Consider the following 19946-nt stretch of genomic DNA (forward strand, 5'->3'; position numbering starts at 1 on the left):
TTTTTAACGTATCTACTCGCAATTGCTTACTTTACCAAGGATACGATTTTCTCAGCGCCATCAGCCATGGATTCAGCTGCAACGATGTTCAGACCGGACTCATTGAGGATTTTCTTACCGAGATCCACGTTGGTACCTTCGAGGCGCACAACGAGCGGTTTGTCCAGTTGAATTTGTTTTGCTGCATTTACTACGCCGTTTGCAATGACATCACATTTCATGATGCCACCGAAAATGTTAACGAAAATACCTTTAACTTTTTCATCGCGCAGAATGATTTTGAACGCTTCGGTTACTTTCTCTTCTGTAGCACCGCCGCCTACATCGAGGAAGTTGGCAGGGTCTCCACCGTAAAATTTCACGATGTCCATCGTTGCCATTGCCAGACCTGCACCGTTTACCATGCAACCGATGTTACCATCGAGAGCGATGTAGGACAGATCGAATTTGGACGCTTCGATTTCTTTCTCGTCTTCTTCATCCAGATCGCGCAGAGCTACGATGTCAGCATGACGATAGAGAGCGTTGCTGTCGAAGTTCAGTTTGGCATCGAGTGCCATTACTTCACCGTCGCCAGTAACAACGAGCGGGTTGATTTCAGCGATAGAGCAATCTTTGTCAACAAATGCTTGGTACAAGCTCAGCATGAACTTCGCTGCTTTGTTGATCAGTTCTTTTGGAATGTTGATTGCGTAAGCCAGGCGACGTGCTTGGAACGCATTCAGACCTGTTACCGGATCGATTACTTCTTTGAAGATTTTTTCTGGAGAGTGAGCAGCTACTTCCTCGATCTCCGTACCGCCCTCTTCGGAAGCCATCATAACAACGCTGCCAGTCGCACGGTCAACAACGACACCAACGTAGTATTCTTTTTTGATATCGCAGCCTTGCTCGATCAAAAGGCGTTTTACTTCTTTGCCTTCTGGTCCTGTTTGATGAGTTACCAACACTTTGCCAAGAATTTCGTTGGCATATGTACGAACTTCATCCAGGTTTTTCGCCACTTTTACACCGCCAGCTTTACCGCGGCCACCAGCGTGGATTTGCGCTTTTACCACAACTACTTGGGTGCCCAGTTCTTTCGCTGCTTCAACAGCTTCATCCACTGTGAACGCTACGCGACCTTCAGGAACTTTTACACCGTACTGCTTAAGTATCTCTTTACCTTGATACTCATGAATGTTCATTCTCCATCCTCCTATGGCAGATAAAGATCGGCAAGCTTTTAGACCGGCTAAAGACATCTGCGTCTTCCTCCGGTCGAAGCCTCCACTATCAGTGCAACGTAACTATTCTACGACAAAAAATGCAAAAGTGGTAGTAATATGTTGTCCTTATCGTGACCATAACTTCGAAACTTCATGAGGAACAACCATCATTTTCTAAGACTTTGAAACAATTTCCACTGATTTTCCGCGATTTCACTGTGAATATACCATTTTGCGTCCAGTTGAAAATAATTGGCGTACAAGACGACTTCGCGCTCTTTTCCATTCACAAAAAAGGAGAGGCGATACTGTTCGTGCCCCGGATCTTTCGGTGCTTCTTTTAACAAATCGGCTGCTTGTAAAAGCCGCACGGCCTGGTGTGCGATCCCTTGCTCCACTGTCGTTTTTCTTACTTCCACTTCGATGTTTTCCGAAGCGGCAGCACCCGTAGCCGAAATTCGGATTTGGCTGGCCTTGAACAGCTGCTCAAACGTTTTGTCGCCTGTATCCGCGGGAGGAATCCACTCCGTCAGCTTGGAGAAAAGTCCTCCATCCACGCGAAACGTATGGGTTTCTTTTCCAAAAGGCACACTGATCAATGTCGGCGTGAGCACCGTCACTTCGAGCGGCCTGTCTGTTGCGTTGATTCGCATCTGGTAATTCGGATAGAGCGCGTATTGCTTGTTCGCTGCCCCCGGCTCAGGCGTGGCCGTTGCCAGCACCTTGCGGATCAGGTCCGCTTCTGCTTCGCCAAGCGCCCTCGTCTTGCCCAAATCGTCAGCCGAGAGCAACACGGTATCAATTTTTTGCGACAGCAAGCCTTTTCCTGTCAGCTTCTGAATCCATTGATAAAAAGCGACAGCGCCTGCTCCCCGATATGTATTTTCGCCAAACTGGCTGGCTCCTTCTCCTACCGCCACCACTAGCGGAGCTAACTGCTTCCGGTACAATACAAGCGTAAAACGCACGTCTTCCTGCTTCAAAGCTTCTTCTGAGAGCTGCAAATCCTTGCCTTGATTAGACAGTTCTTTCATGAAGGTAGGCAAATCCAGCATGACTTCCTGGCCGTCTGTGGACATGACTGTCGCCTTTTCTACGGCGCCTAGCTCCGTCTCGATGCGATCGTTCATGTCAGCTGGAACTTTGTCAGACTGCGCACAACCGGAAACAAACATGCTTGCAACCATCACGACTAACAAATAAGCACGCAAAGACGATACCATCAGCAACCTCCTTCGAGTATCAGCCCTGCCCGATGAATCTAGAGAAGTCCCAGTCGTCGGCTGATCTCACTGCCAAGTTTTCGTTTGACGTAAATTTCGCCAATCTGATGCGGGTCTTTTACCACAACCGAGCGATTGTTCGTGCGGATCACAACGTATTTCTCGCTGTTTTTGTCCAGCCCGCAAATCAGCTCGGAGGAAACCTCCACAAAAATAGCGACAACATGCTTTCCGTCGACTTTTTTCAGGGAGATTTTAGGGAAAGGTGTTAAAAATGGCGACGTCTTGTCCTGAATGTACTGAGTAATGGCCAAAAGGTATTTATCCGGGTCTCCGTATTGCTCAATCTCGTGATCAATGCCGCAAATGCTGCCTTCATCGGTAATTCCCAAAAAAAGATTGCCGTTGTTCGAATTGGCAAAGGCCACAACTGTTTTAATAATTCCGCCTTTGGACAGCAAAAAGTCGCGCTTGAACTCGATCATGTCGTTTTCGCCAAGAGAAGTTGCTACAACCGGATCATCGATGCGTCCAAGATAACGAAATCGGCTGATCGCTCCCAAACGGTATACGTATTCTTCGAAGATATCAGCAGGCAAAGACAGGTCTTCCAGACTCGCATCTGTATTCTGCCATAATTTATACGTCTGGGGAGCGAAGCACATGTCAAACAATACATTTCCACCCAAAGATCGTATGTTCATTCCGATGGAAGCAGGCTTTGTCACGCCGGGCTGGTAAGGAGGATCGTTCTCGACCTCCAGCACACCGGAGTGAAACAAATAGTCGAAATAGTGCCGAGGGAGCTTGGCATGCTGTCTGAGCAGCTCTCGTTCGGTTGTCCCTCTTCTCATCTCCTGATACAAGTCAAAACGCACAGATTGTCCATCCAGTCCGTGTACGATTGCAATTAAGGAACAAATATGGCGCATGGTTTCCCTCGTTCTTTTCTTTGGAATACTTGTCATTGTTTGGTCATATTTTAACGCAACTATTCGGAATTTGACCAGTTTTTTTCCGTGACTGACTTGTGACGGGCGGCTAACAGCACCGCCGGATCGGTTGTCTGTTCACTCGTTTCCTGCTCTTAGAGAGGATGTCTGGTAGCTGTACAGCAAAGTCTGCAGCTTTAAAGACAGCCCCATGTCCCCTTTGATTTTCAATTTGCCCGTGACGAGGGCCGCAGCCGGATTAAGCGTTCCCTGTACCAGCTTGATGAAATTTTCGTCGGACAACTCCAGCGTGCAGCCTGCCTGCTCAGTAATCCCTAGCCGATAGGTCGCTTCATCGTTGCCGAATTTGATTTCATACGTCCCGTTCTCTTCCCCGCCAAGCACAAAATGATACACGGCGAAAAAGCCGCGAATCGGTTTGGGATTCGCCTTGATTTTTTGCGCAAGCTCGACCAGTATCGCTTCTACAGACACATTTATCACCTCAGTCTCTTAGTCCAGCTTACCTCATCTCTGCCATTTTAAACAGTCCGTAGCATGGCTCAGGCCAGCAGCTTCTGCCTTTTTACCACATACAACGCAAAAAAAGAAAGCCGGGCATCTGCCGGCTTATTTTACACGTACTGCTGTTCCGGTCGCTATGACCATCATCATGCCTTCACGGAGTGTTTCAAAATCGAGATCGACGCCTACTACTGCGTTTGCGCCCAGTGCGCGAGCTTTGTCCTTCATTTCTTTCAAAGCCATTTCCCGGCCTTCCGCCAGCTTGCTCTCGTACGATCCGCTTCTGCCACCGATGATGTCCGTAATCCCTGCCAAAAAGTCGCGGACTACGTTCGCTCCCATAATGACCTCTCCGCTGACAATGTCCAGATACGCTTCGATTTCTCTTCCTTGCACAGTGTTGGTTGTAGTAACAATCATGTAAATAGCCTCCCCTGACCGAACTCGTCTCGTTATGTCATTAAGAAATACGAATAAAAACAGAGTTGGTTTCACCAAGTGTATGCACAATCCTGTTCTCTTATCCGGCGCTTCTGTTACGAAGGAAGCGCCGAAGCAGTCTTCTGTGCTTTGATAGCAGAAGACTCAAGGCTTGCCTGGGCGATCAGTTCTCTCCAGGATCGTTTGAAAAAATCAGGATCTTCACATCCATTCACATGCCCAACGGCTGCGGAAACCGTGATGTCCAGCACGTTTGTCGGCCGGGAGATCAAATCGATATACTGCTCGATCAGCGCGATTGGTGCAGTGGAGATCAGGACAAATTCATCCCCTGCGTAACGGCACAAATGATCTCCCTGATCCTCGGCAATCGAGGAAAGCACAGCGGAATAGGTCCGGATGACATCATCACCGAACGGATGACCGTATTGCTTATTGATTCTGCCAAAGTCGTTCAAATCGATAAACAGCAAATGAAACGGAATCTGCTTACGCAAATAACTTTCCCCGATAAACTGGATATAAGGTGCCCGATACAAGCCAGAGAGCGGGTCCTTGTATTCCGCTATTTTCATTTCTACTGTTTCCTTGGTAATCATCCCGCTTACCTGCTCTTCGTCGAGGACAATCGCCAATTTGACATTTTCATTGAGAAAATAATGATGGGCTTCCCAAATATTTTGGTCTGCCAGCAAATAATGCATTTGATTACACATAGCATCAGCGACAATTCGATTCGGATGAGCAGTGAGGACATCTCTGGAAGTCACTAATCCTACGAGCTCTCCATGGTCAATGACGACGAGCGAATCCATCTGGTACTGGCTCATAAGCCTTGCTGCGTGGGAGACGGATTTGTCAGAAGAAATGGAATGAATCGTTGGAATCATGATCTCTGAGATGTTCATAGCAAATCCACCTCGCGTTGTACCGACAATGCAATTTTCAGCTCAGATCGCAAAACCATGGATTCACTGATCATCCGCTCTGATTCTTCCAAAATAATTTTCATTAGCAATTTTTCGTCCATCATTTGCAAGAGCGAGTTTCTCAACAAGACAGCTTCGATCTTGGGATGATCGATCTTCAGCAAAGTAAACTGCTCCGGCGACAAGGCTTCTGCCATTCTCCGCACTGCTTCCGGCCCGATTGGCGCTTTCCTCCCTATAATCAGCAAATCCTGCATGGGAGGGACTTCAAATTCAGATATTTTTAAGGAAAGGGTCGCTTTCCTCGAATATACACTACTATCACCAAACATTAGTAATTCCTCCAATTCTGCTCCCCCCTCTTAATCCTCCTGCAAACGGCCGGGCTTGCCAAAAAGGTATCCCTGACCCATTGCAATTCCCAATGAAGAGGCGCAAGCAAAATCTTCTTCTTCTTCAACTCCTTCGAGAATGAGTTGAGGTTCATGCTTGCAAAATTCGACAAACAGCTTTACGACTTTTTGTTTTTCTTGCGAAGTCGAAAGCTCCTTGGAATAAAAGCGATCGATTTTGATGAAATCCGGCGAAAGATCGGTAATCTTGTGAAAAATATTTGCTGCATCGCCTACATCATCCAAAGCGATCAAAAAACCCATTGCTTTCAATTCACTGATGCGCCGCGTAAAAACAGGTTCGTGCCAGCATTCTCCCTCCATGATGGACTCGTTGATCTCCAGCACGATTCGCGTCAAATACGGAAAAAAAGCTTGTCTGATCTCCTCGATGAACGCTGGAAACGAGTCCTCCACAATTGTGGTGGGAAAAATGTTCACAAACAGAAGTTCATGATTGTGTTCCATGGAAGAACGAAAAAAAGTCGAGAGCGCATGCCGAAATGATTGGGTGTCCAATTCCGGCAGCTTTCTTTTTTCCTTTGCCGTGGAAAACAACAACTCCGGGTTCTGCCCCGCTTTGCTGCGCAAGAGCACTTCATACCCTATCCGGTTTTTTTCCGGAAATTGGCATATCGGTTGAAAGGCGTGGTAATACTCTCTTTTCTCAAATAGTTCCGCAATGCTCTCCATCAATTTTCCTTTCCCTTTCCTAGCAAATATGTACACAGAGAAAAGCTTTCCAAGTGTGAGGTGCATAGGATGTACGCCCAAACTATTTGGAAGTGCTGGGAAGTTCAACAAACAGTCTGGACCGTAAAAATGCCTCTCGACACTCTGGAAATCCTTTGACGAAAAAACCAGGCAAAAGAGATTACAAAATCCCTAAAACATTCGACATTATGTGTCTTTATTCCTATACATTCGCCATTATTTTGCAAATCCCTTTCCAAATCATACTAATTCGGCCGAAAAAAATGTGCTCCGGTATGACGTGTTCCTTTTTTCACAATGCTTTCCTTCGTTTTTTTCTATATGTATCAATTATTTTTCACTCATACTATGCTTTGCACATGTGGGCATTTGCTTCCTTTTTACATACAGTATCAGGAGACTTTTTCTTCCGGAAAGGACGATGGATCATGGCATTAAGCTCTACCTTCACTTTGCAAGTCCAAAGTGGGCATGTGTTTCCCATAGCACTTGAGGCGAATCCTACGACTGGTTACCAGTGGACGCTATCCAATCCTGTAGACGAGCGTTTTCTCGTTTTCCAATCCACTGAATTTGTCCCTCCTGCCCAAGCGGCACGAATCGGGCAAGGCGGTCATCAACGCTTTGCGTTTCGGGCAATCAACCGCGGCGTGACTACTCTTTCCTTTAAATATTGCCGGCCTTGGGATCAGTCAGATTGCGCGAGCTTTGTCTTTTATATCGTAACGATTGTTTAGAGTGTCTGGGGCTGGGGCTAGGGCTGGGCACTGGGGCCGAAACTGACACTTGATAAACACGCACGCGCGTTCTATAGGACTGGTGTTATTAGCATGTTGAATAGTCTCGCTTCCTGCTTCCTGCGTTACAGTTAGAGTTAGGGTTACAGTTTCAGCTTCGGTTTCTGCTCTTGCCTCTTTTTTTAAAAGCAGCCATGCCAGCCAAACAACCCGCTCTAGCAGGTTAAAGCGGCACTCCCCTGTCCAGCGCCCTGTACCGGATCGCCTCCGCGACATGCGCTGCATCAATGTGTGAGGAACCATCCAGGTCAGCGATCGTTCGCGCTACTTTGACGATTCTGTCGTAGGCTCTCGCACTTAATCCCAATGTCTCAAAAGCGAGCTGCAACATCTCTTGGCCTTCTTTGTCCAGCCTGGCAAAATTCCGCAGTTCTTCCGCATTCATCATGCTGTTAAAAGGATTTCCCGGTCGGTGCCGATACCTTTCGCACTGAATGGCGCGCGCCTGTTCAACTCTGGCCCGAATATCTTTCGACGTTTCTTCGGCTTTTCGATTGTGCAGCAGTTGAACAGGTACACGCGGCACCTCTATGTGCAAATCAATCCGGTCGAGCAACGGCCCTGACAGCTTGGAACGGTACTTGTGTATTTGCTGGGGCGAACAAGAGCATACTTGTTTTTCCCTGACAGCAAAAAATCCGCATGGACAAGGATTGCATGAGCCGATCAACAAAAATTGGGCCGGAAACGTAAACACCTGCTTGGCTCGTCCAATCGTAACCTTGCCCGCTTCCAATGGCTGGCGCAGCACTTCGAGGACATGCCGGGAGAACTCCGGCATTTCATCCAGAAACAAGATTCCGCCGTGAGACAGGCTGCATTCACCGGGTCGGGGGATTTGCGCCCCGCCGCCAATCAAAGCTGTTGCGGTAATCGTATGGTGGGGAGCGCGAAACGGCCGTTCTTCAATCAGTCCGCCCTCGCGCGTAAGATGGCCTGCGATACTGTATATTTTCGTCACCTCGTACGATTCATCCATCGTCATCTTGGGCATGATGCCCGGCAAGCAGTTGGCCAGCAGTGTCTTGCCACAGCCAGGTGGACCGACCAAAATCACGTTATGAAAGCCTGCTGCCGCAATTTCCAAGCCGCGTTTGACGAATTGCTGACCATAAACATGGGATAAATCGGGAGCGTGATTGGAATGGGAAATGTTGCGGAAGGTTGCTGGTTGTTCTGCTGTTTCTTGCCGATTTTGCGGCTGGAGTCCTTCTTTCCAGTAATGGACGGCTTCCGTTAAATTGCCAGCTGGCAAGACGATCATATCGACAAGCCGTGCTTCTGCTGCGTTGGTCTGCGGCAGGATGACGTGGGTAAAGCCTGTCTTTTTCGCTTCCAGCAGGATAGGAAGAACGCCGGAGACAGAGCGCAAAGAGCCGTCGAGTGCCAGCTCTCCGAGGACGAGAATACGTTCTGGTCTGGATGCGAGTTGTTTCGATGCAAGCAAAATTCCCAGCGCAATGGCAAGATCGAAGCCTGAGCCTTCCTTGCGCTGATCCGCTGGTGCCAGATTGACGGTAATTCGCTGCATCGGATACTCATAGCCTGCATTTCGCAAAGCAGCGCGCACACGATCGCGCGCTTCCTTAACCGCTGATCCGCCAAGCCCGACCAGATCGAACTGCGGCAATCCGTTGGCGATATCCGTTTCTACCGTTACCACCATTCCATCAATTCCGAAAACCGTTCCAGAATAACTGCATGCGTACATGTTTCTCTCCCCCTTCCCTTTTAAGAGTAGGAAAAGAAAGTGGGGGTGGGCAAGTTTATTGGAAGTGTGAACGTCAAATAGACCCCACCTAGTAGTCAGATGGGAGCCAGAGCATGATAGATGAAGATTAAGGAACACGGCAGGTATCCGGCAACGAAGTTGATCACGGCATCCTGCTCCTTCACCTCATGAATATCCGAAAGCTGCGGCAATTGTTCGAACAGGTACTGAAGGTATCGGAACAGATGCAGTCCATTTTCTTTCGCCGTCTCGATTACACTGTAAATAGTAGCGCTTGCCACTGCTCCCCGTGGAGTATTCGCAAACAGCCAGTTTTTGCGCCCGATCACAAATGGCTCGATCGAACGTTCACTGCGGTTGTTGTCTAATTCCAGACGTCCGTCCTTCAAAAAAGCCGTTAGTTTTTCTCACTGGTTCAGGCTATAGGCGATTGCCTAACCAATCAGACTTTTGGGCATGGTCCGGACCCTCTGCTGGTACAGCCATGCGTGGTAAGCATCTAACACGGGATTGCTATCTACAGCCTTACGTACCCGGACATTGTGCAGGCAATCTAGGATGCAAAAAAACGAGACGTAGCTGTTCGAGTGAGTCATGTTATCCGATGAAAAGATAGCAAAGGCATTTGCGGAGCAGTTCGATAATATGTGGAAGGATACAAAGGGATTTCAGAAATACGAATGAAAACAGCCCTCCTGACGGATCATTAATCCGGGGAGGGCCTATTTTTATTTACTATACTGTTTCACTTCGAAGGACTGAATTTTACTGAAGGCAATGTATTCCTTTATGCTTGTGAATGGACCCATATTGAAATTCTTTGTAAAAATGTATGCTCTGTTTCCGTTTCTATCAGCCTGATCCTCAAACCAACTAATGAAATCATTTACTTGGTTGATAGTGAGGTCATATTCCTTGATGTTGCCATCTAACATGGTAATGACGAGGAGAGCTCGGTCACCTGTTGGATGTGGGTCTGTTCCATCTTTCGGTGTCAGAGCTACTTCATTTGAATTTCCACTTTCTCCGTCTTTGTTGACTAAGGTCACTACATAATAATAAGTGGTTCCGTTTGTAACTGCTGTATCTGTATAATCTTTCGAGGTTAGATTGTTGGCAATGGTCGTATAGGGACCACCTGGAGTTGTAGAGCGTTTGAGATTATAGCTGTCTGCTCCGCTAACAGAAGACCAGGAAAGATTGTTTTTAAGATTTCCGGCAGTTCCTGTCAAAGTTGGAGTATCCGGAAGAACAATGTCTTCTTGTGGCGTTAATGCAACCTCATTAGAGTTGCCACTTTCACCATCTCCATTCACAGCAGATACCACATAGTAGTAGGTAGTTCCATTTGTAACTCCTGTATCCGTATATGTTGTATCCGTGAGATTAGTGCTTATCGTATTGTAAGGTCCTCCGGCTGTCGTTGCACGTTTCAGATTGTAGATCGTTGCTCCGTTGGCTGCATTCCAAGATACGATGTTTTTAGCATTGCCTGCTGTACCAGTTAAATTACTCGGTGTGCCTGGAAGAGTAGGAGTGGAGATTTTCGCCATCATTTCTATATTCATAATATCTACAAATGTCTTATTCAGAAAAGTTTCCGTAATATACAATCTATATTTTTTATATTCATTGTCATTAGAAAATGCAAATGATTGTTTTGTAAGGTTTGAACTCCAATCATCTGTGCTTTTTGAAACAGAATCTAAATCTACCCAATTTTGTCCATCCCATCCTTGGAAAATCCAACTTTTAGGTCTCCCTACAGTATAACGTAATTGAATGGTGTACGTACTAATTTTTTTAGGTGTTGTAAATTCGTATGAAATCCATTGTGGCATAGGTTGACCATTAACACTTTGCCACCCACTACTTAATTCTCTATCAAATGCATAAAAGCCATGAGCAGTTACAGCACCATTATCTCTACTATAGGTTGAACTTACCTCTACTTTTCCTTCTGGTGTAGATTCGGAAGTCATTTTAGGAATTAAATTGTCCGTATATTGATCTTCAGCGAATGCAAGATTCTGCCCAGTAAAGAATAGGGCAAAAGCAAAAACAAAAGTTAGAAACTTAGTAACCAATTTCATAAGTCCCTCCAAAATTATAAAAAGAGTAAGTACATAGGCCCAAATACTAATAGTTACTATAACGGAGAAAAAAGGAAAAAACAAAACAAATAATGCATAATGTAGGATATATTGGTAATATCCACTAAAAAATTTGTGAAATTCTTGTAAAACTTGCAGCTGATTAACAAAAGACTCCCATTTTATGGAGGAATGTCTTGTTTGTTGCATGTTCTCCACTGCTCGGCACACCAAGCTTTCATGATCAGACACGGTTCGTTTGACCCATATTTGCTGTAGGGTTTCTTCCATGCTGAATCGATCCTCTCCTGAATGATGATTAATTCATTGTGACAGACTCTGTTTTTCAGGAACAGGTGGGGTAGATTTGACGCTTACTTGGAAGGCACGAGGAGCCGTGCTCACGTGAGGAAACTTGAAACAGACCAAAAAAAGACCTGCCCCTGATCGGCAAGTCTTTTTGGCTAACCCATAATTGCAAATTCGATTCATTATCGTTGGAACGCATTGCGTTGTGAGAGTTGACCGCGCCTCTCAGGAAAGCTCTTTTTTCATGTTGGCAATCAGCTTGTCCGCGTTGTTCTCGTCGTTGTCAAACATCACGAGATCGTGCAGCACGATGCCGTCCACGTTTTGAATCGCTTGCGACATCGAGTCGGCAAGCTGTTGCATATCGATTTTTTCCGCTTTCTCCACGTCCAATACAAGTACAAGCTTTTTCTTCATGTGAAAATCCTCACTTTACGATAAAAATGATAGTAGCGCCAAGAACGTATATACAACGGCATTATACCAAATAAATGGCGGAGTATCGACAGCGACAATGGATGGAACGTGCTTCTCCCCTGACGTCATTGGACGTTCTCACTACGTGTGCCAAGCTGTTTGCAAATAGCGCCGAAACACACTATCGAGCACAGGCGTACAGTCTTGCTGACGGTCTGTAAACTCCTTGGCATCTTTCGTCAGTCTCTCCAAGCTGCCCTCAATATACTCGTGAATGACGTCGATTCGCGGTTCCATCCGAAGCTCATCTCCCGCCATTTTTCTGCGCAATAACTCATCGATTTCCCGCTTCAAGGCCGAATCGCTCACCATCTCGGATACCAACTGTTGAAACAGGAGCGGCGGATTCGTTTTGTTTTGTTTGATCCATTCGCAAGCGAGGAGCGGACGCAGCACATAAAAATATTTTTTACTTTTTACATGATCTCCTTGCAAATCTTTTCGGTAATTCCCGCTTGCCATGCTCAAGTAATGGTGCATGGCTGTCTTCGGTGAAAACAAATCGCTGCTCAGACGAATAAGCTCATCACGGAAACCGAGGTCATCCTGATAAACGATTTCGGAAGCGAGCCATTCTTGCAGCGCCGGATTCGATTTGCGAAACAGCTTGAGCGCTTTTCGAATGTCCCAGCCGTTTATATCCAAGACTTCATCAATCGGCAGCTCCAGAACATCTCGCTTGTCGTCGATCGATAAATACCACTCCGGCCTGTGAATATAGACAAAGCGCACGTCATAGTCGCTATCCTGCGACGGGAAACCCCAGGCCCGGCTCCCGGACTCGACAGCAAACAATATTTTCAGCGCATGTTCTCTTTCCATCTCCGCCAGCTTTTGCTGGATGACTTCCTTCATCGTCCTTCCCCCCTACTGCTCTTCATTTAGATATGATGATGCAAAAAGCCCGCTGAATCGTCAAGCTTTGATCCAGCGAGCTTTTTTTGGCTGTTATTTTACAGTTACTTTAATTTCAACTTCTTCGCCTTTGTACGAAGCAGTAATCGTTGCTGTTCCTTTTGCTTTCGCTGTTACTTTTCCGCTATTGGATACAGTAGCTACCGAAGACTTGGAAGTACTCCAGCTAGCTTTCGAACCAACGAGCTTTTTGCCGTCATATTTCAGCGTAATCGTTTCTTTGTCGCCTTTTTTCAGGCTCAAGCTGGTGTCGTCTGCCTCCAGCAAATCGCTGCCGCTTTTTGTGCCAACAGTAACCTCGATTTTCACTTCTTCGCCTTTGTAGCTCGCAGTGATAGTCGCTGTTCCTTTGTTTTTAGCAGTGATCGTGCCATCATCATCAACAGAAGCTACAGAGGATTTGGAAGATTTCCACTCAGCTTTGTTTCCTTTGATTTTTTCGCCGTCATAGCGGAGAGTAATGGTTTCCTCTTCGCCTTTTTTCATTTTGAGCTTGGTTTCGCTAGCTTCCAGGTCGCCAGACTCGTCACCACTGTCAACTTTTACTTCAATCTCGATTTTATAGCCCTTGTATTCTGCTGTAACCGTTGCTGTTCCTTTGCCTTTGGCTGTGATTACGCCATCGTCGTCAACCGTAGCTACAGAGGTCTTGGAAGACTTCCATTCCGCTTTGGAGCCAGCCAGCTTTTCATCCTCATAAGTAAGCTTGATCGATTGACGCTCGCCTTTTTTCAATGAAATTTTGGACTCGCTGGCTTCCAGCTTGCCAGATTGATTCGCCGTTACTTTTACGCTAATGTCGACGCTTTTTCCTTTATAGGTGGCAGTGATGACTGTCGTTCCGCTTGCTTTTGCGGTAACAACGCCTCTTTTTACGGTTGCCACAGATTCGTTGGAAGAAGACCAGCTTGCATCGATTCCGTCAATGGTTTTGTTGTTGTATTTTAAAGTGATGGTTTGTTGTTGTCCTTTTCGAATGCTGACAGATGAGCTGGAAGCATCCAATGTTGGCTCTTTGGATACCGACGCACGGATACGAATGGATTCGCCATTGTATCGTCCTGTAATGATAACCGTTCCTTCTTTGTAGCCGGACACGATGCCATTATGGACTGTCGCAAGCTTGCTGTTCGAAGTTGTCCAAGCAACAAGCGCTCCGTCCAGTGGTTGTCCATTGTAAGTCAGCTTCAGCTTGTATGGTTGACCGATAGTCACTTCTGCATAATACGAGCTTGCCTCAAAGCCTTTTTCCGATGCTTTTGCCACATAGCTGCTGTTCACAGCTTGCGGAGCCGATACTTGTGCGGAAGCGATGCCTGTCACAGACAGCTGAACCGTAAAAATGGTCGCTACAGCGAGAGAAATGTTTTTCATTGTTTTCATTTTCATCTTTTTACCCTCCACTTTGTTTCCTTCATCAAATAAGACGCACGAGTTGGAAAAATGTCACATCAAAATCATACGTTTTTTAGAAAAACATTTGTTTTTCAAAAAAACTTTTATTTGACGAGGGGTCTGTGGAGAAGTCGTTGCTCCCTATATGTATCGGCACATTTTCGATGAGCCATTTGCCCGCGAAAAGAAAAAATGCCTTCCAGCCTATGCCTGGAAGGCGAATGATGATGCTTGGAGGAGTTTCATCGCGTCGAGTACAGTACATAGTACGCTGGCAATGCAACGGTTGCTGTAGACATATCCCCATAAAACAGGGTGGCCCGGAGCCCGTTTTTTAAAAGGCATTCATAAAATGCTCAATTACTGGCTCTGACGGCTCGCTTCGGTCGTTGCCGCCAGGGTGAAAAATCGCGACGACATCAAAGCGGAAAGAAGCGATCGGCTGCTGCTGGGCCTGTATGTACGCCATCGCCAGCTGTCGCAGCTTTTGCTTCTTTTTCCACGTCACGGACTCAGCCGCAGTTCCAAAGGCCCAGCTGCTCCGCGTGCGCACCTCTACAAAGACGAGCGTCTTGTCGTCTTGGACAATCAGGTCGATCTCGCCTTGTTTCGTCCGGGTATTTTGCTCGACGATCCGATACCCTTTTTGCGCCAGATAACGCATCGCCAGCTGCTCGCCTTTTTGTCCGAGAAGCCTGCGGCGATCGCTCATCCTTTTGCGCCTCCCTTGTCAAGCCGATACACAAAGGCTAGAATCTCCGCTACAACCTGATACAGCTCGGGAGGGATTTGCTGATCGAGATCAAGCTTTCCCAGCACTTCTACCAAGGAAGGGTCCTCCTGGATCGGGATATCGTTCTCTTTGGCTGTTTTCAGGATGTTTTCGGCAACGAAGCCCTTTCCTTTTGCCACTACTTTAGGCGCTTCCATTACACCTGCCTGGTATTTGAGAGCGACAGCCTGTTTCCGCTTGTTTTCATGGTTGGGGGATTGGTTCATACGCGCACATCCATCCCTCTGTAGTCGGCAAATAGGGCCCCTTTCGCCTGACTGCTTCCTGCTGGCTTGCTTTGCCTGTCAGGAACAGGCTGGATTCGCATGGCGGACAGATGATAGCCTACATCGTTCAACTGTTGGGCAAACCGATCCTTTGTGCCTTGAGCCAGTGCCTCCAGCCAAGGGGAGTCATTGAAGATTTGCAGGTTCACAATCCGATTGACGATCCCGACGTCAATCATCGTCGTTCCCATGCCTTTCAGCTCCAGGTGGAAAAACAGTCGGCAATTTTCCGGGTCCAGCTTTCCACTTCCCTGCTTCTTCGATTCGATTTGGACAAAAGCGGTCTCTTCCCCTTCTGCCTGGCGAATCGGAATTTGCAGCACGATCTGGGACAGTGCCTGGTTGCTTGGCTGAACCATCATCAGTTGTTGTCCGGTTACTTGTTGCAACAATTGATCAGCTGCCTCGCGAAGCGCAGCGGGCACTGACTGTGCGGGAGCCTGGTTGATCTGCAAAAGCAACGATTTCACTGTCTCGATCTGCTTGTGCGTCCCTGCATCTGTCTGCTGTTGGCCCAGTGCCTGACCCATCAGCCCGCGTTCGTGGTTAATCCCGAGGTGTCGGAACAGTTCCACGAGCGGATTGGAGGATGCTGCACCGGATACATTTGCCGCCACGGCTGGCTGGACAAGCGCAGAGGTCGACTGACCGCTTGCCGTCGCAACGGCTTGCTTGTCAATAGGAGAAAGTCCGGCCGTTTGTCCCGGATTCGCCGCTTGTACATGTGGCACACCAGACATCTGACTGTTGCCAGTCGCTCCAGCCAGTGCCGTGCCTCCATTGTTCGGCGTTCCCGGCTGTACGGATGGGGCTACAGCAGCAGTCGTTTGTCGAACAGCAGGAGAACCGTCGGGAGCAACCGTCTTCTCCCTTGCCACGAGAGCTTGCGTAGCGCCGGGCAAATTGGTTTGGGCAACGGCACGATCAGCCCCTTGCCCTGTCAAAGCTTGTCCTGTCGCTGTATTCAGTGCGCCTGCAGCTGGAGCAGAGCCGCCAGTGGGCGCTTTTGTCTGCGGATTCGCGATAATGGTCTGTGGCGCATTTTGACTGGCATTGCTTCCGGCAGCCTGCTGTCCCCCTGGGCTCGCTACTCCACCCTCCGTCACTGGTTTGGAGCCAGCCCCAGCCTCTCCGTTCTCTCCAGCCGCTACCAGCAAAGGCAGCGCCGTCAGCTTTTCCTTCAACTGGCTGACCACTTGACGAATATCCGCACTCGTCACTCCTGCTGATTGAGCCTGCCCCATAGGAGCCGTCTGGCCCGGCAGTTTGTGCTCGCCACTTGCCTCCTCGCCCAAAAACATCGCGGCTTGCTGCAAGAAATTTTGGATCGTCTGCCCCAGCGGTTTGCCGGACATAAAAGCCTTCAAACCCGCAACCGAATCTGGTGTGAGCGGCAAATTTCGTTTCATTGCCAAAAGAAACGCATCTACTGTACTGTCATCCATCCCGATGCGCTGCGTCACTTGCGAAAATGCCTGAACGACTTCCTTGGTGACAGGCAAATTGGCATTTACCAGCGCTTGGACAATCGCTTTGCTCTCTTTTGTCTCCGTAATCCCGAGCGACCGCATCAAGTTCTCCAGAGAAGCTTCCTTGCCAGGTGCCTCGACAGGCGTATCCAGTACCTTCAAGGTTACGACTCCTGTCGAAGGCTGTACTTGCAGCCATGCCTTTTGACCCGCTTCGAGATTCGCTTCCAGCTTTGCCTGGACCTGCATTCCACCGATCTGAACCAGCGCCATTTGATCGGGATAATGCTTGACGACGGTTCCTTTGAATACTTGTCCTGGCGTCAGCTCCACCGGCTTGACTGTGGCGGAAGGAGTCTTTTGCACAAGGGATGATATAAGTTGCGACGGGGAAAACATACACTTCTCCTCCTCTGGAAAGCGCTCGGTAGTCGTTAGGCGTGCTCTTTCACCCCGGTAAATGTCACGCGGTGAAGAGGGGTTGGCCCGTATGTAGCAATCGCAGCCAAATGCTCCGCTGTGCCGTAGCCGGCATTTTTGTCGAAGCCATACTGCGGATACTGTTTGGCGTATTCCGCCATCATTCTGTCTCTGGTCACTTTCGCCACGATGGAGGCTGCTGCAATCGAGACGCTTTTCGCATCTCCGCCAATGATCGGAATTTGCTTGCACGCGACATCATTCAGTTGTACAGCATCGATCAACAGCACGTCAGCAGGTACTCCGGCATCCTCGATTGCGGCCTTCATCGCTTCCTTCGTAGCGGCCAAAATATTGATGGCATCAATGCGGGCGGCATCGACAATACCGATTCCGACCGCAACGGCATCCCGCATGATCACTTCGTAAAAAGCTTCGCGCGCAGCTACCGGAACTTTTTTGGAATCGTTCAAGCCTGGCAAATAAAAATCGGGCGGCAAGCAAACGCAGCTTGCGACTACAGGTCCTGCCAGCGGCCCTCTGCCCACCTCATCCACTCCAAACACGTGTGAATATCCTTTTTCGTGCAGCGCACGCTCGTATGCCGTCATCTCTGTCCACATTTGCGCGAGCTTGGCCCGACGCGCCATCGCCGCTTCTGCCTGCTTGGCCAGCGCCTGAACACCTGCCCGTTTATCTGCTTGTAAACATTGTAAAAAATCATTGGATATCTCGTCCAACTTTTCGATCGCCATTCGTATTTCTTTTATCGACATATCTGCCAGGTTCATTGACTCATTTCTCCTTCTTACGAAAAAAACCGTCTATCATCTATGGATAGACAGGTTTTCGTGTACGTCAATCGTGATCCGTCAGTGACAGCGGCTTTCCGATCGGCTCGTCCATCTCCCAATCGATCGGACGTTCCACGGAAATCGGGCCGAGCTTCCCTGAGCGCAGCTCTCGCAAAAAGATTTCGGCTGCTTTATCGTAGTCGATGTTGCCGCCAGAGATAAGGCAACCGCGTTTTTTTCCGACTTCCTCCAGCATGGAGACGCGGTCTTCCGGCAGTTCCTTCAGCTTGAAGCGCTCAAGCAAACGCTCTGGATAATAATGCATCATATAGGCGATGACGAACAGAGCCACTTCTGTGAAGTCGATCAGTTCATCCTTGATCGCGCCACTTGCTGCCAACCGCAGTCCGACCATCTGATCTTCGAACTTGGGCCACAAAATTCCCGGTGTATCGAGAAGTTCCAGCGTGTCGCCCATCTTCACCCACTGCTGCGCCTTCGTGACAGCCGGACGATCGCCGGTCGCCGCTACAGAACGCTTGGACAGTCGGTTGATCAACGAAGATTTTCCTACGTTGGGGATTCCTAAAATCATGATGCGAATCGCGCGTCCCTGCATGCCGCGTTCACTGCGCTTCGCCAGCATCTCGGCCGCCAGCTCCTTGCACAGCTCTGGCAGCTTGTTCACGCCTTTTCCGCTCAAAGCGTCGATCGGCAACGTGCGGATGCCTTGCTTGCGGAAGTAAGAAATCCATTCGTCTGTAGCTTTTTCATCCGCCAAATCGGCCTTGTTCAGCAAAATCAATCGCGGCTTGTCACTGACAATCTCATCAATCATCGGATTCCGACTGGAAAGAGGCAGCCGCGCATCCAGAAGCTCGATAACCACATCAATCAATTTCAGCTTTTCCGTAACTTGCCGGCGAGCCTTCGCCATATGCCCGGGAAACCATTGGATCGTCATGTTGTCTCACCTACCTTGAAGCTATGCTTTTATCTCGTCATGCGAATACTTGCGAACGGCCAAAACGTAAACTCCGCTCTGCCCACTACCGTGCTGACAGCGACAGGACCAATCGCCCTGCTGTCATGGCTGTTGAGCCGATTGTCGCCCATCACAAAAATGTGACCCGCAGGTATCGCTACAGGGGAAAAATCGTTTGTGAAAAACGGCTCGCCCTGTTGTTTCGCTTGTTCTTTATGTTGTGCAAGATATGGTTCTTCAACCAATTTGCCGTTTATGTACAGCTGATCGCCTTTCACTTCGACGGTATCGCCCGCTACAGCGATGACGCGTTTGATGTAATCGCGCGTCTTCTCTGCATGAAACACGATAATATCTCCCGGCTTCGGCTCTTGCAAATAGTAGATGGCCTTGTTTACGACCAGTTTCTCGCTGTTATGTAACGTCGTTTCCATGGACTCGCCCTCGACAATAAACGGAGCGAACAAAAAGGTACGAATGAGAAAGGCGAGAATCAAGGCAATCCCGAGCGCCTTCGTCCATTCCCATAGCTCATTTTTCTTCGTGCGACTGGAGGCTACTTCTTCGCTCATCACTTACGCCCTCCCAAGATAGCTCGTCCAACCCTGTAAATGGAAAAAAGAGGCCTGGCAAGCAGACCAGTCCCCTTTTTAAGCGTTTCGCTTATCGACGAATTTCTTTAATACGAGCTGCTTTACCTACGCGATCGCGCAGATAGTACAGTTTCGCACGACGTACTTTACCATGACGCACGATTTCGATCTTGTCGATCTTAGGCGTGTGTACTGGGAACGTACGCTCAACACCTACGCCGTAAGAAATCTTACGAGCAGTAAATGTTTCGCTGACACCTGTACCGCGACGGCGAATAACTACGCCTTCGAACAGCTGAATACGCTCACGCTGACCCTCGATAACCTTAACGTGTACACGAACAGTGTCACCAGGTCGGAACGCAGGAATATCCTGTTTCAATTGCTCTTTTTCCAATTCACGGATAACTTGGTTCATTTAAATTCCCTCCTTCCGATAGACGTTCTTACTCGTCTTGCCAAATGGTCTCGGTCATCCAGTGGAGCCGAGTCACGAGTAGCGGACCGCCTTAGTCAGCGGGCAAAATTGCCACAAGAAGTATAT

The 19946-nt window shown here is 48.3% G+C and carries 21 protein-coding genes and 1 pseudogene; 1 reads left to right on the forward strand and 21 read right to left on the reverse strand.

What is annotated here, in order from left to right; translation table 11 throughout:
* Positions 1–26: 26 nt before the first annotated feature.
* From sucC to NST23_RS16440, 8 genes are all read right to left on the reverse strand, one after another.
* Positions 27–1187 carry an ADP-forming succinate--CoA ligase subunit beta gene (gene sucC, locus NST23_RS16405; protein ID WP_063227647.1) on the reverse strand — a complete coding sequence of 387 codons (1161 nt, stop codon included), beginning with the start codon at positions 1185–1187 and terminating at the stop codon, positions 27–29.
* Positions 1188–1375: 188 nt separating this feature from the next.
* Positions 1376–2431, reverse strand: a complete 1056-nt coding sequence (locus NST23_RS16410; RefSeq protein ID WP_122965184.1) for a hypothetical protein — start codon at positions 2429–2431, stop codon at positions 1376–1378.
* Positions 2432–2469: 38 nt separating this feature from the next.
* Positions 2470–3363, reverse strand: a complete 894-nt coding sequence (locus NST23_RS16415) for an AlbA family DNA-binding domain-containing protein (RefSeq protein ID WP_063227649.1) — start codon at positions 3361–3363, stop codon at positions 2470–2472.
* A gap of 138 nt (positions 3364–3501) precedes the next feature.
* Positions 3502–3858, reverse strand: coding sequence for an SCP2 sterol-binding domain-containing protein (locus tag NST23_RS16420; protein ID WP_173596485.1), 357 nt, complete (start codon positions 3856–3858; stop codon positions 3502–3504).
* Between the two features lie 135 nt (positions 3859–3993).
* The gene (locus tag NST23_RS16425) at positions 3994–4308 is read right to left on the reverse strand and encodes a YbjQ family protein (protein WP_063227651.1); all 315 of its coding nucleotides are present in this window, start codon (positions 4306–4308) and stop codon (positions 3994–3996) included.
* Between the two features lie 116 nt (positions 4309–4424).
* Entirely contained in the window at positions 4425–5237 is an 813-nt protein-coding gene (locus NST23_RS16430) for a GGDEF domain-containing protein (RefSeq protein WP_122965181.1), read from the reverse strand.
* Entirely contained in the window at positions 5234–5605 is a 372-nt protein-coding gene (locus NST23_RS16435) for a hypothetical protein (protein ID WP_229049700.1), read from the reverse strand. The genes NST23_RS16430 and NST23_RS16435 overlap by 4 nt, the downstream gene beginning before the upstream one ends.
* Positions 5606–5620: 15 nt before the next feature.
* Positions 5621–6409, reverse strand: coding sequence for an EAL domain-containing protein (locus NST23_RS16440; RefSeq protein ID WP_307723366.1), 789 nt, complete (start codon positions 6407–6409; stop codon positions 5621–5623).
* Positions 6410–6792: 383 nt separating this feature from the next.
* On the opposite strand from NST23_RS16440, the gene NST23_RS16445 reads away from it, so the two are divergent.
* Complete coding sequence (locus tag NST23_RS16445) at positions 6793–7101, forward strand: protease inhibitor I42 family protein (RefSeq protein WP_173598883.1); 309 nt, start codon at positions 6793–6795, stop codon at positions 7099–7101.
* Positions 7102–7324: 223 nt separating this feature from the next.
* On the opposite strand, the gene NST23_RS16450 is transcribed toward NST23_RS16445, so the two are convergent.
* From NST23_RS16450 to rplS, 13 genes and pseudogenes are all read right to left on the reverse strand, one after another.
* On the reverse strand, positions 7325–8872 hold the full coding sequence (locus NST23_RS16450; RefSeq protein ID WP_340964106.1) for a YifB family Mg chelatase-like AAA ATPase: 1548 nt from the start codon (positions 8870–8872) through the stop codon (positions 7325–7327).
* A 95-nt stretch (positions 8873–8967) separates the two neighbouring features.
* Positions 8968–9408 (reverse strand): annotated as a pseudogene (locus NST23_RS16455) (IS66 family transposase); the annotation flags it as partial.
* A gap of 213 nt (positions 9409–9621) precedes the next feature.
* Positions 9622–11277: a fibronectin type III domain-containing protein gene (locus NST23_RS16460; RefSeq protein WP_340964108.1), complete on the reverse strand. Its 1656-nt coding sequence runs from the start codon at positions 11275–11277 to the stop codon at positions 9622–9624.
* Between the two features lie 243 nt (positions 11278–11520).
* Entirely contained in the window at positions 11521–11712 is a 192-nt protein-coding gene (locus NST23_RS16465) for a hypothetical protein (protein ID WP_122965176.1), read from the reverse strand.
* Between the two features lie 141 nt (positions 11713–11853).
* A complete protein-coding gene (locus tag NST23_RS16470) occupies positions 11854–12627 on the reverse strand; it encodes a nucleotidyltransferase domain-containing protein (RefSeq protein WP_217021351.1) in 774 nt (257 codons plus the stop codon).
* 93 nt (positions 12628–12720) lie between these two features.
* Complete coding sequence (locus NST23_RS16475; RefSeq protein ID WP_173598886.1) at positions 12721–14076, reverse strand: Ig-like domain-containing protein; 1356 nt, start codon at positions 14074–14076, stop codon at positions 12721–12723.
* 340 nt (positions 14077–14416) lie between these two features.
* On the reverse strand, positions 14417–14794 hold the full coding sequence (locus tag NST23_RS16480) for a YraN family protein (protein WP_122965173.1): 378 nt from the start codon (positions 14792–14794) through the stop codon (positions 14417–14419).
* Positions 14791–15081, reverse strand: a complete 291-nt coding sequence (locus tag NST23_RS16485; protein ID WP_122965172.1) for an EscU/YscU/HrcU family type III secretion system export apparatus switch protein — start codon at positions 15079–15081, stop codon at positions 14791–14793. Before NST23_RS16485 ends, NST23_RS16480 begins: the two co-directional genes overlap by 4 nt.
* Entirely contained in the window at positions 15078–17009 is a 1932-nt protein-coding gene (locus tag NST23_RS16490; RefSeq protein ID WP_340964112.1) for a hypothetical protein, read from the reverse strand. Before NST23_RS16490 ends, NST23_RS16485 begins: the two co-directional genes overlap by 4 nt.
* 35 nt (positions 17010–17044) lie before the next feature.
* Complete coding sequence (locus NST23_RS16495; protein WP_280648456.1) at positions 17045–17821, reverse strand: ribonuclease HII; 777 nt, start codon at positions 17819–17821, stop codon at positions 17045–17047.
* A 67-nt stretch (positions 17822–17888) separates the two neighbouring features.
* On the reverse strand, positions 17889–18788 hold the full coding sequence (ylqF, locus tag NST23_RS16500) for a ribosome biogenesis GTPase YlqF (RefSeq protein WP_063227664.1): 900 nt from the start codon (positions 18786–18788) through the stop codon (positions 17889–17891).
* A 29-nt stretch (positions 18789–18817) separates the two neighbouring features.
* Positions 18818–19381: a signal peptidase I gene (gene lepB, locus NST23_RS16505; protein ID WP_122965169.1), complete on the reverse strand. Its 564-nt coding sequence runs from the start codon at positions 19379–19381 to the stop codon at positions 18818–18820.
* 91 nt (positions 19382–19472) lie between these two features.
* Positions 19473–19820 carry a 50S ribosomal protein L19 gene (gene rplS / locus NST23_RS16510; protein WP_049738740.1) on the reverse strand — a complete coding sequence of 116 codons (348 nt, stop codon included), beginning with the start codon at positions 19818–19820 and terminating at the stop codon, positions 19473–19475.
* Between the last annotated feature and the right edge of the window lie 126 nt (positions 19821–19946).

It is taken from the genome of Brevibacillus sp. FSL K6-0770 (assembly GCF_038000275.1).
In the GTDB taxonomy this organism is placed as follows: Bacteria; Bacillota; Bacilli; order Brevibacillales; family Brevibacillaceae; genus Brevibacillus; species Brevibacillus parabrevis.